The 16,629-nt window shown below is 61.3% G+C and carries 14 protein-coding genes and 1 pseudogene; 1 reads left to right on the forward strand and 14 read right to left on the reverse strand.

Translation table 11 applies throughout. From position 1 onward, the window contains the following. Window positions 1-37: 37 nt before the first annotated feature. The gene (locus tag R4P64_RS17745; RefSeq protein ID WP_317821990.1) at window positions 38-1,630 is read left to right on the forward strand and encodes an ABC transporter substrate-binding protein; all 1,593 of its coding nucleotides are present in this window, start codon (window positions 38-40) and stop codon (window positions 1,628-1,630) included. Between the two features lie 114 nt (window positions 1,631-1,744). Here R4P64_RS17745 and R4P64_RS17750 read toward each other — a convergent pair whose 3' ends face one another. From R4P64_RS17750 to R4P64_RS17815, 14 genes and pseudogenes are all read right to left on the reverse strand, one after another. Continuing rightward, the gene (locus R4P64_RS17750) at window positions 1,745-2,635 is read right to left on the reverse strand and encodes an IclR family transcriptional regulator (protein WP_317821991.1); all 891 of its coding nucleotides are present in this window, start codon (window positions 2,633-2,635) and stop codon (window positions 1,745-1,747) included. Between the two features lie 150 nt (window positions 2,636-2,785). After that, window positions 2,786-3,622 carry an aldo/keto reductase gene (locus R4P64_RS17755; protein WP_317821992.1) on the reverse strand — a complete coding sequence of 279 codons (837 nt, stop codon included), beginning with the start codon at window positions 3,620-3,622 and terminating at the stop codon, window positions 2,786-2,788. Window positions 3,623-3,687: 65 nt separating this feature from the next. After that, a complete protein-coding gene (locus tag R4P64_RS17760) occupies window positions 3,688-4,749 on the reverse strand; it encodes a hypothetical protein (RefSeq protein ID WP_317821993.1) in 1,062 nt (353 codons plus the stop codon). Then, complete coding sequence (locus R4P64_RS17765; RefSeq protein WP_317821994.1) at window positions 4,742-5,917, reverse strand: sulfotransferase; 1,176 nt, start codon at window positions 5,915-5,917, stop codon at window positions 4,742-4,744. The genes R4P64_RS17760 and R4P64_RS17765 overlap by 8 nt, the downstream gene beginning before the upstream one ends. A gap of 227 nt (window positions 5,918-6,144) precedes the next feature. Then, a pseudogene (locus R4P64_RS17770) lies at window positions 6,145-6,822 on the reverse strand (NAD(P)-dependent oxidoreductase); the annotation flags it as partial. Window positions 6,823-7,023: 201 nt separating this feature from the next. Next, window positions 7,024-7,836 (reverse strand): SDR family oxidoreductase, encoded by an 813-nt coding sequence (locus R4P64_RS17775; RefSeq protein WP_317821995.1) that lies wholly within the window; start codon window positions 7,834-7,836, stop codon window positions 7,024-7,026. 30 nt (window positions 7,837-7,866) lie between these two features. Then, window positions 7,867-9,441 (reverse strand): ABC transporter substrate-binding protein, encoded by a 1,575-nt coding sequence (locus R4P64_RS17780; protein ID WP_092808118.1) that lies wholly within the window; start codon window positions 9,439-9,441, stop codon window positions 7,867-7,869. A gap of 36 nt (window positions 9,442-9,477) precedes the next feature. Continuing rightward, window positions 9,478-10,077, reverse strand: a complete 600-nt coding sequence (locus R4P64_RS17785) for a nuclear transport factor 2 family protein (RefSeq protein WP_317821997.1) — start codon at window positions 10,075-10,077, stop codon at window positions 9,478-9,480. A 4-nt stretch (window positions 10,078-10,081) separates the two neighbouring features. Then, the gene (locus R4P64_RS17790; protein WP_317821999.1) at window positions 10,082-11,164 is read right to left on the reverse strand and encodes a hypothetical protein; all 1,083 of its coding nucleotides are present in this window, start codon (window positions 11,162-11,164) and stop codon (window positions 10,082-10,084) included. A 419-nt stretch (window positions 11,165-11,583) separates the two neighbouring features. Further along, window positions 11,584-12,066 (reverse strand): hypothetical protein, encoded by a 483-nt coding sequence (locus R4P64_RS17795; RefSeq protein WP_092808122.1) that lies wholly within the window; start codon window positions 12,064-12,066, stop codon window positions 11,584-11,586. A gap of 106 nt (window positions 12,067-12,172) precedes the next feature. Next, complete coding sequence (locus tag R4P64_RS17800; protein ID WP_317822001.1) at window positions 12,173-13,222, reverse strand: zinc-binding dehydrogenase; 1,050 nt, start codon at window positions 13,220-13,222, stop codon at window positions 12,173-12,175. After that, window positions 13,198-14,793 (reverse strand): phosphonate ABC transporter, permease protein PhnE, encoded by a 1,596-nt coding sequence (gene phnE, locus R4P64_RS17805; RefSeq protein ID WP_411742684.1) that lies wholly within the window; start codon window positions 14,791-14,793, stop codon window positions 13,198-13,200. The genes R4P64_RS17800 and phnE overlap by 25 nt, the downstream gene beginning before the upstream one ends. Next, window positions 14,790-15,587, reverse strand: a complete 798-nt coding sequence (gene phnC / locus R4P64_RS17810) for a phosphonate ABC transporter ATP-binding protein (RefSeq protein ID WP_317822003.1) — start codon at window positions 15,585-15,587, stop codon at window positions 14,790-14,792. The genes phnE and phnC overlap by 4 nt, the downstream gene beginning before the upstream one ends. A gap of 2 nt (window positions 15,588-15,589) precedes the next feature. Further along, window positions 15,590-16,558: a phosphate/phosphite/phosphonate ABC transporter substrate-binding protein gene (locus R4P64_RS17815; RefSeq protein WP_317822005.1), complete on the reverse strand. Its 969-nt coding sequence runs from the start codon at window positions 16,556-16,558 to the stop codon at window positions 15,590-15,592. Window positions 16,559-16,629 lie beyond the last annotated feature (71 nt).

Below are 16,629 nucleotides of genomic sequence, written 5' to 3' on the forward strand. Positions count from 1 at the left end.
AGCTTGCCATTCGAGGGCTCCCGAGGTTCACCAACAGATGTCAGAGGCAATGATGGCTCGATCCAGATCCTTCCTGACCGCAACAGTCGCTGCGACCATTTCCGCCACGCTCATCCTGAGTGGATGTAGTGGCTCAGCCTCTGATAGCGGTGACCGGAACGCAACCACTGCTGGCGAGCCGGTGCTCGGTGGCATCGCTCGCATCTTGCAACCGGCTGAGCCTCGGTCGCTCGATCCGGCCGCACTGACCAACAGTTGGGCACACCAGCCCGTGATCGGCAATGCCCTGTACGGGACACTGATGATCAACGACACCGTCACCCTCGAGATCGAATACACGATGGCCACGGACTTCTCCACCACCGACGACGGGACCAATTTTGTCTTGACGCTGCAACCAGGCTTGACGTTCACTGACGGCAACCCGCTCGACGCCGCAGCGGTCAAGTTCAATTGGGACCGCCTACGCGACCCTGCCCTGGGATCGACCTCGATCCGCCAGGCCGCACAGGTCACCTCGACCGAGGTCATCGATGCAACCACGCTGAAGGTCACGCTTGTGTCCGCCAATCCGAACTTCGCCCAGGGGCTGATCAACACCGGCATGAACTGGATCGCCTCCCCGACCGCCTTACAGAAGGGACAAGGCGAGTTCGACAAGGCACCGATCGGTGCGGGCCCGTTCACCCTGGCCAAGTGGACCCGCCAGGACACGATCGAACTCGAGAAGAACCCGCGGTACTGGGATGCGCCGAAGCCTTATCTCGACGGCATCACGATTCGAATTCCGGCCGATAGTACTCAACGGGTCAACACGATCACGACCGACGGTGCGGACCTGTCCTCGGAAGCTAGTTGGATGACCTTGTCCAAGGCCGAGGAGGCGGGGTTCTCGACCGAGGTCGTGCCGACTGGGGGTGGACAGTTCATAGCAATGAATATTCGCCGGGCGCCTTTCAACGACGAACGGGCCCGTCAGGCAGTCGTTCTGGCTGCCGACACCGACGCTCTCAACTCGTCCGTCTATAGCGGCAAAGGCCAAATCGCACAGACACTGTTCCCTGAGTCCTCACCGTTTTACACGGACATCTCGTTGCACACTCAAAACAAGGAGAAGGCACAGAAACTGTTCGACGAGTTGGCCGCGGAAGGTAAGCCGGTCACTTTCACCTTTCTGTCCTACCCGACCACGGAGAGCAAGTCGCTCGGCGAGAGCCTGCAGGCGCAGCTGAGCGCATTCAAGAACGTTCAGGTCCAGGTCGAGGTCGCGGACTATGCCGCCGTCACAGCACGAGCAGGTTCTCGCGACTTCGACACGATGATCTCGACCGCCGTCATCGCTGACCCTGACTACGCATTGTGGACCGCATTCCACGGCCTGTCCCCCGGTAACTTCACCGGCATCAACGACCCGGAACTCAATGCCGCACTTGACGCCGGTCGCACCAGTACGACAGTAGAAGGACGCAAGACAGCGTACGAAACCGTGCAGGATCGACTCGTCGCTCTGACTCCGGTCCTGTGGACCATCCGACCCGCACCTTCGGTCATGGCGGGCAAGAACCTGCGTGGTATCGAGATGTACGCCTTGGGTTCACCACTGCCCGAGGAGCTTTGGTTGCAGAAATAGCCAACTATCGGCCACCGCATGACTGACGTTCTTGTTCCCAACGCAGCACACATGCACTCCGATTGGCACTACATCGCGATAAACGGTCTGTACACGTCGTGTTCATTGACGACATCACGAGCCTTGACGGCCTGGAACCCTACCTCGGGTTCGGCGAGTCGCAATCGACGCGGACTTGGCCAACCGACGACCGAGATGCCGAATGCGGTCGACACGCACCGGCTGCTCGGAGCCGGTGATACTGAGAGAGAGCAGAACTCGGCCGATCGGATCGAAGATCGGTGCGGCAAGGGCTTTGAATGCAATCTCATCCGAGTCCGACAGCTCATCGAACGAGATGAGAACCTCGTCGACCTTCTGGAGCATCTCGGCGAGGTTCTGCTCCGCATCGTTGTCCGTCGGCTCACTCCGCAGCCGTTGAAATGCACCAGTCACGTCCGGAGAGGGTATCGCGGGCATGACGCTGAAGCCCCGTGTGCGCACCTCCAGGAGGAAGCTGCGGTAGCGGTCGGCACGGTCGGCAGTGACGTCGCCGCGTTCGAGCCACGCAGAGACGTCGTCGTCCCAGGCCACGAACACGGCGCCGATCGGTGCGAGCAGCGGTGAGCGGTCGCCGACGTAGGCGATGCTCGAGGTGAGTGGCTCCGGGCCGCGACGGGCGAGGAAGATGACGTCTGTGCCAGCGATACCGGAGAGCCCGACCTCGACATCGAGCTCGAGCGACAAGACCTCGGCCTGTTCAATTGCCGCTTCGATCGCCGGGTGTTGTTCGAGCGCGGCGAACCCAGTTGCCGCCAGCGCAGGTCCCAGCACGTAGGTGCGATGAACGGGGTCGCGGATGAGGAACCCGGAATCACACAGCACGGCCAGCGTGGCGTGGGCCGAGGCGATATTCATTCCGAGATGCTGCGCGAGCTCGCTGATCGTGAAGCCCCGCGACGGGTGGGCAGTGAGGAACGAAACGATATTCACAGCACGGACGGACGCGGGTGCAGCTCGGGCCATGCGGTAAACATATCGGACGTCTATCTCGAAAACTACTTTTCACTGAAAATGATTTTGTTATAACAAGGTCGGCATTGAACCCAGCGCGCTTGCCGAAGCATTCCCGCAGTTTGCGTCAATATAGCGGCCTGGCGAAACCCCACTCGGCCTTCATGTCCGCTCTTCGAGGTCCGCGTCGTGAGCCGCTGCCTCACCTCGGTCCAGACTGGTCAGTTCATCGATCTCCGCGGGCTCGAGCGCGAAACCGAACACATCCAGGTTCTGCGCTTGCCGTTTCGGATCCACTGATCTCGGCACGGCGACGATATCTTGCTGCACATGCCAACGCAGAGCGATCTGAGCTGGTGTCCTGCCATACTTTTCGGCCAGAGCGACAACGATGGGTTCGCGCAGCAGCGTACCGTCACTACCGAGCGGACTCCAGGCCCCAGTCACGATTCCGTGGCGCGCGTGACACTCCCGCGTCTGCAGACGCGCCAGCGTGGTGTTGAGTTGAATCTGATTGATCGCCGGTACCTGTCCGGTCTCCGAGATGAGACGTTCGAGGTGCGCGGGTTTGAAGTTGGATACGCCTACCGTCCGTATCAATCCCTCGCCAACGAGATCGCGCATGGCCGTGAAGGTTTCGACGTAGCGGCCCAAGCGAGGCCGCGGCCAGTGAATGAGGTACAAATCGAGATACTCGAGGTCGAGCTCCGTAAGTGACCGCTCGAGCCCGCCCCGAACGTCCCTCGAATCCTCGTCTTTACCCTGGATTTTCGACGTGACGAACATTTCCGACCGCGCAACACCGCTGCGATTGACGGCCGCGCCGACTGCCTTCTCGTTGCCGTACGCGGCAGCGGTGTCGAGGTGGCGGTAGCCAACCTCGATCCCCGACGCGACGGCACGCTCGGCGTCGGCACCGGTCAGTGGCCAGGTGCCCAGTCCGATTCGAGGGAGAACGGCCCCGGAGTTCAGGGTGATAGTGCCGGGGGTCAAAGTCATGGGGCTACTTTCCGCAATCGGCGACGTAGGTGTGTGGATAGTGGCGCATTTCAATCAGACACTCTTCAGGATGTCTCGTAGCGGCGCCCTGAGTTGGCGGACACAGACGAGCGCAATACGGTGCAGGGAACGCCAAGCCCGGGCGCACCGATGGCACGGAAGATCAACACCCCACGTCGACGGCCGAGTGTGTCTACCCGGTTGGGCAGGTCGGGCGGCACTGCGGGCCCGATGCGAATGCGGATACGCCCATCGGGGTCCGTTGCGGCACTGAGGTCGTGGACTCCGGCGCCGGGCAGCGCTTCGAGCCAGTGGCTGTACGCGTGCAACGACCAATAGCCGGGCGGCCCGGAGGGCGCGAGAGCCTCCAGCCATTCACCTTCGCCGAGTTCGTAGTATCCGAAGAAATACTCGGTATCGGCATCGCCGCGAGCAGCCTCGGCAATGCTCGGGTGGGGCGGGGCGAAGTGATTGGGCGTCGTACCGATCAGTCGCGCCCATTCGATGTACTGGCGGACGGTGCGAAGCGTTCGTTGTGCGGCCTGTTCCAGAGCGCCGGCGGAAGCTCCCGCCTGGAGTCCGTGATCGGAGTGCCCTGCGCCACCCGTGAGAGTCAGGCTGACCGGCCGACCCTCAGGACTCCGATGCAGAGTGCGCACCAGCAGGACTCGGCAATCGGGTTGGATCGGCAGGCGTCCGTTGCCCTGAGCGCCCGCCGCCAGATCGAGCGCGAAGCACCCGTCCGGACCCAGTTGCGCGCGCTCGAAGCTCGCCTGTCCCGCCGCCAGGAGCGCCCCGCCCACGCCGATCGAATAGAGGCCAACCGCCACCCGCTCCGAGTCGTGCAAGCGGCCTTCCAATCGGTAGCGCCGCGCCGGATCAATAGGGGCACTGCACAGTAGATAATCCGGATTGGGCCCGCCCATAGTGGGCACCGACCGCGTCAGACCCCCGGCGGTCAGTTGGTGGCGGAGAAAGTTGTCAGTGAGACTACTGGTCACAACGCGGGCCAGGCAGCCTTCACTCTCGACACCGGTGACCGAATCGGGTGCGGCGGCAGACAACTCGGATCGAGCCGTCGCTACGGCAGCATCGAGTACCATCCACCCTGCCTGGCCGTCAGACATTCGAGCGATCCGTTCCCAGTCCGACCTGCTCACGTGGAATACCGAATCGACACATATAGTCGCCGAACTGCTCCGCCACCATGTCACCGTCTAGACCGAAATCCTCCAGGGCATAGGGATTGGAGCCACGTGAGCCCTTCGGATTTCTCGAGTACCAGTCGGCCACTGCCTCGCGTACCGCCGGTGGAGAATCGAGATCGAGTGCGCTATGCACCTCCGCCATCACTGTGATTGGGTCGTCGACCAAACGGTAGTAGTCGACATGCGTCGCCCGCGTGCCATCAGGAGAATCGCTGAACGTCATGATCCGGTCGACGTGACGCTGGATGAAGTCGAGCATTTGTCGGCCGACAAGATGTGGGTCGACCGGAGAGTTCGAACGGGACTCACGGAGTTTGAGGGTCATCTTCGAGATGGACGCCAGAATTTGTACCGGATCCCGATGGGTGATCACGAAGCGCGCGTCCGGATAGACCTCGAGGATTGCATCCGTCGCGATGACATGGTTCGGATGTTTAAGGGCCCAGCGGGGCAGCGGGGTGCGCCATTGCAGGAGCTGCAATTGCCTCTTGTGCACGCGGTATGCCGGGGTGAGATCCGTTGACATCAGGTAATCGAAGTACTCCGGCACGTTCATGAGATTGTGAAAACCGGCCGACGAGTAGCTCTGTTCGAGGAAGGCGTGACATTCCTCGGGCCCGTCGGCATCCGAGAGGTGCATTGCATCGAACCCCGCAATTCGGTGTGTCTTGCGTCGTTCGGCTTCGGCCGCCTTGCGGCGACGTACGGACCCCGGATCAGCACCGGGGGGCGGTGAGGGCTCGCTGACCTCCCATGTACGGATGAGGCGGAACCTCTCGTCCCGGTCGAACAGATACTGGAAGAACGTTGTACCCGAACGGGGCAGGCCGCACAGGAACACCGGATCCGCGATGACTTCATCGGCGATCTCGGGATGCTTGCCCAGCCATTTGAGACCCTCCAGCCGGTCGGCCGTCCTGGCCACCAGCGAGCTACCGACAGAGGCCTCGGACCCGAACGTCAGGTCGGCGGTCGCGTTGATTGCCGCCACCAGGTGATCGAGATTGGGGCTCAGCAAATCGGCCTCGGGGTCCGAAATCCCAACGCGCGTTTCCGCTTCGGTTGTGATGGCACCGGCATTCAGCATCTACATTCCCCTCGTTGGCCAATTGAGAACTCGAATTGTGAACTACACAAACGTTATTGACAGGTAGAAGCGAAGGCGGAAAATGATTGCGCAGCGCGCGGGCGAGTGACGCTCCGCATACGTAAGCCTGTCACGAGTTATGAATGCAACCATATTGACGTAATACTAGAATTGCAATAGCAAAATTCAGATACGCAGTTCGAGGCCGGATTGACCAGACATAGCACTCAAGAAGAATCGGCTGTTTGCTGAGCATCGATGACGACCTGCAGGACTCCTAGGTCACCTCCGACATCGGCGACTGTACTTTTCACGACGGCCACGTCCTTGTCGAGAAAATGGCTGACAGCGCTGGTGAACGCCGAGACCGAGCCTCTCGCAGCGATATTCCCCATGACATGACAGGCAGCGGATCCATAGGGTAACGCTTTCAGCAGTGTCGCTTCGTTGATACCGAGCTGCCGTCCGAGGTCGGCCGCTTCGGCGAGCAACCCGATCTGCGCCGCGAACAATGCATTGTTGACCAGCTTCACACGCTGCCCTGCGCCCACCGAGCCAACATGGAGCACCGGATCGCCATAGCTCCGCAAAACTGGACTGACTCGCGCTACTGCGTCATCGGCCCCTCCCACAAACAGGGTTAATCGACCGTCCGCAATATCGTGCGGTCCGCCACAGACCGCAGCATCGAGCACATCGATGCCAAGGAACTCGACCCTGGCGGCGATGGCCTCGACCGTGTGTGGACTACCCGTGGTGTGTACGACCAAGACGGATCCCCGCGGCATCCCGGTCAGAAGTGTGCCGTCGAGACAGATCTCCCGAACTTGCTCGTCGGTGTACACGCACATGACAACCACGCCGGCGCCCTCACCGATCTCGGCGATACCGGAGACAGCAATTGCAATAGATACGAGGGCATCGGGGTGAGTTACTCACTCGAGAGGCAGCGCTCGTGCTCCTCCCCCACGGATCCGCCGCAGCAGAATCTTCGTGGACGCACTTTCGTTGGGTGCGGCCGGTGAACTCATCGCGGGTTCGACGATTCAACGCCCGTCGAGAGCGCCTGGCGGTTCGCGGGCCTGGTAACGGATAGCGCGAAGCAATCAGCGGTTGTATCGCACCCCCGCGATGGCGCCGCCGTCGACGAGCAAGTCCGTGCCGCTAATGAAACTCGCGGTGGGGCCGAGCAGAAATGCGACTGCGTCAGCGATGTCGTCGGGCGTACCGACGCGTCGTGTGGCAGACCCGGCAACCATGGCACGCATCCCTGCTCCACTGTCACCGGCGAGTTCCGCCTGCCCCATCGGGGTCGAGATGACACCGGGGCTGATCGAATTGATGCGTGCACCCCGCGCACCCCAGGACGCACTTGCTGCCTGCACGCGGAAGTGGTTGCCGCGCTTGGCCAGGCTGTAACTGCGCCCGGGATCAGCATCGGCATCGACAAACGGAAGGTCGAGCAGATCACCCGATGATGTCGTCGCCAGTGCCCGCTCCTGCTCCGCATCAAGTGGCGCGGCGAAGTATCCGGCCATACTCGATATGACTACGCCCGCTCCACCCGAGGCGATGACACGCCCGAATTCCTCCAGCACCAACGCAACACCCAGTAGGTCGACGTTCAAGACGGCTGATGTCGATGCATGAACCGGCGACACACCCGCAGTGTGGACAACATCGGTGACCGCTCCGAGATCGGCTGCGGCGCCTGCGAGTGCAGCCACCGATGGACCGGACGAGACGTCGACTTGCTGAATAACCACGTTGTGACCCTCGCCGGTCAATTGCGCTGCAACAGATTTCAATACAGCCTCGTTGAAGTCAGCGAGCAGCACGGTCTTTCCGGCTCCCTGCCGGCGAGCGATTGCTTGCCCCATCCCACCAACACCGATTACTACCAACACATTCGAACCCACGACAGCCTCCTTTTGATCAGGACTATTCAGTTACTTCGTGATCCACAACTCTTCAGGCAACTGTGATCCAATTCCATACAGTTCGATGCCGTGCACGTTCTTTCCTGTGACCACCGACGTTGCCGCTCGCACGTACCAGAGTCCGGGTGTCAGAGCGACGATCCGTTTCTGCACGATCTCGTACGCCTCCTTACGCTCGTCCACCGATTCGGCTATGCGACCGGCGTAGAGTGCGTCGTTGAGTTCCGGGTCGTTGATACCTGTGAGATTGCGCTGCGAACTGCCGTGAAAGTTGGACCACAGCTCTGCGTCCGGATCCTGAATCATCGCCCCTGTGGCAATCATGTCGTAGTCGTGCGAGCCGTAAATAGCCAGGCCTGCAGCAAAGTCGACGACATCAACCTTGACATCGACATTGTCGAAGGCGCTGAGTTGGGCCTGCAATCCTTCCGCCCCAGCCTTGTTCTCCACTGTCGAAAAAGATGTGTAGGTGAAGGACACCGGCTTACCCTCCGCGGCCAGCTCGTCGAACAGTTTCTGTGCTTGTTCCTTGTCTGTCTTCTTCAGCGGGATATCCGCGTGGAACGGTGATGTCTCCGGGAACAGCGTCTCCGGAACCTGCCCTTTGCCGTCGTTGACGGCGAGATCCAAGGCATCGAGATCCGTTGCCAGTGCGACCGCTCGGCGCGCACGCTCGTCGTTGAACGGGGCTCGCCGGAAATTCATTGCCATGTATTGACCGCCGCCCGTCGGCGCCGTCGTGACGGGGAATCCGGCAGCTCTTGCCATCGCCAGGTTTCGCCAACTGATTTCCGAGGTCAAGTCGGCACCACCGGTCATTACCGTGTTGGTTCGCTGGCTGCTGTCGTTCGCTGTGCGGAGAACAATGTTGTCCAAGTATGGTTTTGGAGAATCCCAGTAGGTGGGGTTCTTCGCAAATTCCATTCTGTCCTGACGCGACCACGCTGTCAGAATGAATGGACCGGCACCGATCGGGGCCGCATCGAACGCAGTCTGCCCCCTCTGAAGTGCTGTCGGGGACGCAATCCAGTTCATCGCGTTTGTCATCAACGTCTGCGCAAAGTGCGGGTTAGGCGCATCCATCCGCACAGTCAAGGTCGTGGAATCGGCGACCTCCGTCGCATTGACCTGGGCCGCCATGGCGAGCGAACTCGATCCCAACGCAGGATCTGCCAACCGATCCCAGTTGAACTTCACGGCCGCGGCATCGAGTGGTGTTCCGTCCGAAAACTGTAAGCCCGGACGGAGTTTCAGAGTGAACGTGCTTCCACCATCGGTGGTGGTGAAGTCCTCGGCCAGCTTGTACTCGATGTCGAAAGACTCGACATCGTTGGTCATCAGGGTCCCGTACAACGCATTCCCCATGAATGCGTGATTCGCCCAGTTGTTCGTCAGCCCTGCCGGGTCGAGAGTCCGCGGCTCATTGACCTGGATAACACGTGCGTCGCCGCCCGGCACAGGCTCTCCAACGGTGGATAACTCGCCCTGGCTGTCGGCACCGGAGCTGCTACAAGCGGTCAGCACGAGTGCCGTCGAACAGGCAGCGGCGAGTGCCGCGGTCAGGAAGCGGGTGCGTCGAATCATCATCGACCTCTCTGGTGTAGTCAGAGCAAGGGAAACTTATCGGGCCGCAGTCGAGCGCGTCCAGGGCGCCACGGGCGTGGAGAGACCACGATCCGGCGACGTCATGTCGACCCGCAATCGCGTCAACTCCATACGCTTGATCTGCCATCGGCCGTCGATATCGAGCTCATACTCTTCGTGATAATGTCCCCAGCCTTTGAGCGACAGCCCGCGGTGAACATCTTCGACCCAGTCGTACATGGCCCAGATGCCCGTCGCCGTTCCGTCGCAACTCACAACAATTTCGGGAGTGTGCCCCTGGTGCACAGTGATTGCCGACGCCAGGCTGCGTGATATGTACTCGACGAACTCGTCAGCGCCGACGATTGTCGGTGTTCGGTAGCTTCCCGCGGGGCTGATGACCGACGACGGACTGTCGGCAGGTGATGTCTGCAACAATTGCCGGACGCTCTCATGCGATTGCTCGTCGACGAAAAACTGCAGGTTGTCGGCAAATAGCGAACGAAAATCGTCCCATTGCTTTGTGTCCAGGGTGCGAAAGTAGCGCGCCTTCAGGCTCATCAACTCGAGGATGTCTTCGGATGCAGTAATGGCTGTGCCTTTCCTTGTGCACTTGCTCGCGGTCGATTTCCGCAAAGCTCTAACGCAGAAGGGAACCTGGCCGCACCAAGCCGCGCGGACGAACCACGCCGAGTTCGAGATGCGTGATCACTCCCGGTGGCGCATCGCAGACATCGGGGATGGCGTTGGCGCCGATGTATCCGGTCCACGGCAGAGCGCCGTTGTCATCTTGGTCGTTGTTGATGCCACCTCGGGAAATGTTCAGTTCCAGTCCCGGATCGCCCTCGATGACCACGCGGTACCCGGTGTCGTCCCCGCAATCCCACCGAGGCTCGATGGCATCACCCATGATCCAGAAACCGTGGAAGGTGATCAGTGGCGCACCGTCGGCCCACGCGGTCCATTCGTAATGCTGCCCGGCTACTGTTCCAGCCTCGACGAGACCCCCGGGGTAGGCGATGTCCGCTGTGGCGGTGGCCAATTCCAGTGTTGTTGTGATGTCGGTGATCGTCGCGCCGAGGGTGTGGGCGATCATTTCCATCGACTGTGCGTAGATGTGATGGGTGTCTGCCGAACGACTCGGGTTGGCAAGAACATCGTCGGGTGCGCGCCCGAACCCCATGGCTGGGATGTAGTTGGATGGGTACGCGAGAAGGTTGACGGTCTCGTACACATGAATGCGGTCGATCCGGCTCATCAGACGAATCAAGGTCAGCGGCAACAGATCACTCATGTAGCCCGGATGCAGACCGGACCCGTGAAATGAGGTGCCACCTTCTTGGCCGGCTGCCTCGATCGCGTCGAGGTACTCACGGGTGCGCTCAGTCCGGAAGAATGGGCCCAGCGGGGTGACCACGTTCTTGCCGGACCGCAGCAACCGACAGACCATCTCGAGGTCCGGGAGCGTCCCCTGTGGCGCAAAATGCACACAGTCTGCGTCCAGAGCGACGATGGCATTGACGTCGTCCGTTGCGATCACACCGGTGTCGGGCAGACCTGCGAGCTCACCGGCATCCTTGCCGACTTTGTTGGGGTTGGTGACCAATACACCGACCAGCTCGAACGCCGAGTTCTCGACGAAATGGCGAATCGACTGGCGGCCGACCTTTCCTGTGGCCCATTGGATCACGCGGTAGGTAGGCGCTGCCTGCGAGGTCGTCATCGGGCTCCTATGCGTGTCGGGTCACTCAACGTAGCACGACACAAGAGCACCCCTCTTGAAAATGAGAATGACACTCCGCCGTCGATCACGTCGGGGGTCACTATCTCGAAGGTGCGCAATCCGCTGGCGAGGCCGAGCATGAGCGTGACAACGAGTCGGGACCGCACCTGGGCCCCCCGAATCGTCGCCGATGGCGGCAGCGATTCTCGGAACGAACCCAGCCGTCATCGTCTCCCGTGCCGCCGCGCGGGTCCGGAGCTTCCTGAAGGATGAATGGTGCGATCGCCCAGTACTCGAATTCTCCCGCGTCACGCCGTTCGACCAGAGCGCGCACCATGCGACATCCCAACGATCACGGAAAGATCAGTAGCGCAACCTATCCGGATGACCCGACGGTAAAGGGCCACGCCTCTGACGGATTATTGCGGCGGACGTAGTTCACCGAGCTGCCCTGTCATGGCTGCCAGACCCACTCCGAGAAGCCCGATGGCCATGAATCCGCAGATCAATGCAAGTACGCCGACGATCAGGAACTGAGCGACCAACCCGCGCGAACGCGTCGTGCCGAGCGGCCCCAACTCACCCCGACAGAATCCTTGTGCCGGAGCCGAATACTCCACTGCCCGAGCCGTTCCGGGAGGAATGATCGCAGCGCAGCGTCCGATCGTTGATTTCAGCGATCTCAGCCTGCGTTCATTGACATACACGTCGATCGACAGTGGCTCCGCATCCGAAAATGCCACTCTGTGTGCACCCCACGGCAGTGCTTCGGCCCTGCCGTTGATCGTGACAATCGGATGATACGAGGCGCCCCACAACAGCGCGAGCTTCGCCCGCTTCAGCACGATCAGAACGGTCCCCGGATCCGATCCGACGCTGGAATACGACTCGATCTCACTCACGTCGGCATTCCATCCTGTAGTCCAGCCATCTATCGGCCCAATGTACCGGTGCCATGACCGTCATCGAAATCGCGCAGCACCCGCTTGTCTGCACCATCAAGCACCACTAGGGCGCGACCGACGATCTGAGTACGACCGGCGACAATGGGGGCTGAAGAACGTCCTCCATTGCGTCGAGCGGCACAGGTTCGTCAACGAGAGTTGCCCACGGATATTTCTCACTCGTTGCGGCGAGGAACGCAACTGCCTGACCGAGATGCCGCGGTTCGTAATTGTGCACACCAGTGATGGTCAGCCACCGACGAACAACATCCTCCGGGTCCACTGCAACGGCAGGGCCTGGGCTGACTGATCCGGCGAGTACAAGACGACCTCCGAGGTCGAGGCGTTGCAGGGCGGCGTTCACTGCAGCCGGGGCACCGGAGAAGTCAATTGCGATGTCGGCAAGTAATCGGTCATCATCGTCGGAGGCACCGAACTGATGAGATTGACTTTGCCGCAATGGATTCGGCTCGACCATCTGCACTACGGCACCGGCCTCCGTTGCAGCAGCGGCAGCCGTGACACCAAGCATCCCAGCCCCGTAGATCAGTACTCGTTTGTCAGTGAGATCCCCCGCCGCTTCGAGCGCTGCCATCACGGTCGCGGTTGCACACGCTGCCGGTGCGGCCACCGCGTCGGGCAATGAATCGGGAACCAGCGAGATCGCGGTCCCGCTCGGCAGAACGATATGTGCGGCGTACGACCCACTCAATGTCCATGGCCCTAGCGCTGATTCGTGCCCAACTTTGCGCACGTTCACGCATTTGGCGGTGAAACCCTTGGCGCAGCGTGGGCAGCGATGGCACGGGACCGTCACCGACCACACGACTCGGTCACCGACAGCGAGTGGGCGCACGCACTCCCCCACCACCTCAGGGTTTGCCCGACCTCCGATGGCGACCACTCGCCCGACGGCTTCGTGCCCGAGGATCGACGGACACGGCGCGTCGCGGCGTCCGGACACAGTGTGCAGGTCGCTGCCACAGACCGTGGCGAGGCTGACACGAACGAGGACCTCCCCCGGACCCAGTTCGGGAATCTCCATTTCCCGGATGTCGACGCCATCGCGTGTCCATACGGCTGCCCGCGTCAAACGAGGAGTGATCTGATCCATCCGGAAATCCTTTCCACGATGTAGACGATGACAAAAATGACGATGACGATCGCACCGGCGATCTGGAAGTTCAGAGTGCGAATCGACTCGAACAGCAGGAATCCCACGCCGCCGGCGCCAACGATGCCCAAGACGGTCGACGTGCGGATGTTGACGTCGAGTAGATACAGACTGGATCCGACAATCGAAGGAATAGATTGTGGCAGAACAGCACTGAAGATTCGGTTCCACCAACCGCCACCCACCGAGGTCACTGCGTCGAGCGGCCCCGGGTCGATCTCCTCGACAGCGTCGGCAACAAGTTTGCCCAGAAATCCCACCGAGCCGATCGCCAGGGCGCACGTACCCGCCACCGGGCCAAGCCCGACGGCCGCAACGAACACGACGGCGAGAATAAGTTCGGGTACGGCACGCACCACGACGATCCACGCCCTCGCGAGCCAATAAAGCACAGGATGCGGCGTCGCATTGGCAGCAGCGAGGATTCCGACCGGGATCGAAAGTCCGACGCCGATAGCCGTGGATACGACGCCGATTGCGACAGTCTGGACGGTGGCGTCGAGCAGTTCGGCACCGAGCGAGGAGAAATCGGGCGGCACCATGCGCCCGAAGACCTCCACGGAAGGCCCAACCCACGTCAACAGCGCTCGGGGGTCGATCTCGAGTACGACAAACGAGGCGATGCAGGACGCGATCAGCAACGTCGAAGCACCGATACGCATCGCTCGATCACGGCGGGGTCCACCGATCGACGGGACGAGCAGCGTGCGCCGTACAGCGATCGCCACCAATTCCATCGCGGCGATGATGGCCAGAATGACGAGCACGATCCCCAGGGCGCGCGGGTAGATCAGTCCGCGCAACGCATCTTGTAGCGCAAACCCGATTCCGCCGGCACCGACAAATCCGAGAACCACCGACATGCGCAGGTTGATGTCGATGCGGTAGACGAACGCGCCGATCCAAGCGGGAACAACCTGGGGTACAACAGCATTGATCATTTCACGCAGGTATCCGGCGCCGGTGGCTCGGATCGCTTCCCGCGGTCCGCTGTCGGTTTGCTCGATGGCATCGGCAAACAACTTGCCGAGCATGCCGATCGAATGCAGCGCCAGCGCAAGAATCCCGGGGAGGACACCGATGCCCAGTGCTCGGACGAACAGCACTGCGAACAGTAGGTCGGGCATGGCCCGACAGAACGTGATGACGGCCCGCGCGACGCTGTACACCCACGGATGCGGAGTCGTATTGCGCGCAGCGAGGAAAGCCAAGGGAATGGAAGCGATCGCGGCCAGGACAGTACCAAGCACGGCCATCAGCAGCGTGTCGAAGGCGAGCGAGACGATACGCCCGGTGTCGTCCACGCGGGGCGGGAGCATGCGCGCCAGTAGACGCTGAACATCTTCGAGGCCGTCGATCAGCGTCGCGGGTGCAAAGTTGATGTACTGCGCCGACAGAAGCGTCGCAACCACTGCGGCCACACTCAACGCGGGTAGTAGCCAACGTCTATTTCGCGTAACTGTCTGCGGGGAATCAGTTTTCGGTGGTGGTTGACCGAGCGTGGTGGTCACGTCGATCCCACAACCGACAGCGCGTCACGCTCGGGTGCGAGGCGTTGATAGATCGGCATGACATCCTCGCGTAACAGCCCGCTCGCCGGACGATCGAGAACTACTTCTCCGTCGCGAAGGCCGACGAGCCGGTGTGCCCAGCCCAGCGCGAGGTCGACCTGATGGAGCGTGCACACGACGGTCAGCCGTTCCTCGGTGCACACCCGCTGCAGCAGATCCATGACAACACCGGCGTTCTCCGGGTCGAGCGAGGCCACCGGTTCGTCGGCGAGCACGATGCTCGGCCGCTGCATCAGGGTGCGCGCGATGGCCACGCGCTGTTGCTGTCCGCCGGAGAGGGTATCGGCGCGGCGCTCGGCCAGATCTGCGAGTCCAACCCGGTCGAGGCAGTTGAGAGCCTCGATGCGCATCGACTTCGGATACGTCAGCGTCCCGTAGCGCGGGATGCGCAGTCGTCCGAGACCTCCGACGAGAACATTCTCGAGACAGCTGAGGCGTCCGACGAGATTGAAATGCTGGAAGATGAATCCGATGTTCTTGCGCAGTTCCCGCACGTCACGCGCCGGAGCTGAGTCGATGCGGGTGCCCAGCGCGGTAACGCTGCCAGAGGTGATCGGATGGAGTCCGTTGATGCAGCGCAGCAGTGTGGACTTGCCGGAGCCCGAAAGACCGAGCAGCACGAGCATTTCACTGCGGTGCACGTCGAGGTTGACGTTCTGGAGTGCGGTGGTGGAACCGAAGGTCTTCGTGACGTCGCGTGCGCTGATGACTATGTCGTTCGGGGGTGTGGGCATGATCAGCCTTGGCACTTCTGCGAACCGGTGACCTCGCATACGTGGCGGACGCCGTCGTAATCGCTGTCCTGTGCCGGTACGACGCCCCAGGCGCGCTCGTCGGTGATGCGGCATTCGTCGGAGCAGATGCCGTCAGCCTGGAAGGCCTTGGCGTTCATGCCTTCACTGAATACAGCCTTCAGCTTCGCGATCGCGTCGGCACCGAGTTCGTCGTTGGCAGCGAACAATGATCCTGCGATCATCTCCGACTTCCAGACAGTCTTGAGCTCACCTGGCTTCAGCTCACCGTTGTCGATCATGGTCTTGTCGACCATCGTGTCGAATGCAAAACCGGCGTCGCAGTCACCGCTCTTGACTGCGAGCGCCGACGCGTCATGTCCGCCTGCGTAGATGGGTGTGACCGCGGCGGAGATGTCTGCCTCCGAACCGGAGGCGATCACGCCTTCTTCGATGAGTCCGGCAGTGGGATACAGAAATCCGGATGTCGAACTGGGATCGACGAAGCAGACCTTTTTGCCTGCATAGTCGGTGAGACCGTTGACGGACTGGTTGTCCGAGCGGGTGATTGCGTAGGACTGGTATCCGGGAGGAGTTCCTTCGTTCTTCACGACAGCACCGAGGGGTGTCATCTGTGCACCGTTGATACCGGCGACAACATAGGCGAAGGGACCGAAGAACGCGAGGTCGACGTTGCCGGCGATGAGACCTTCGACCACGCCCGCGTAATCGGATGCCTGGACGAATTCGACTTTCGCCCCGGTCTCGCGTTCCAGTCGTTCGATCACCGGGTCGTAACTGGATTTGAGGTCGGTGGAGTTTTCAGCCGGAATTGCGACCAGTGTCAGGGTTTTCGGGAATCCCTGTTCAGTTGTGGTTTCAGCACCTGAGCTGGAACAACCGGCAGCGACAAGTGCGGCGGTGGAAAGAAGGGCCGCAGCAATGCTGGCGCGGCGAAGAGTGCGGGTACTCATGTCGTGGTCCGTTCGGTCGAGTGAAGGCAGGGAAGATAAGGCATCAGTCGAGTTCAGGGCTGAGCGAACTC

This window comes from Rhodococcus sp. IEGM 1366, from assembly GCF_033142425.1.
GTDB lineage: Bacteria > Actinomycetota > Actinomycetes > Mycobacteriales > Mycobacteriaceae > Rhodococcus_F > Rhodococcus_F globerula.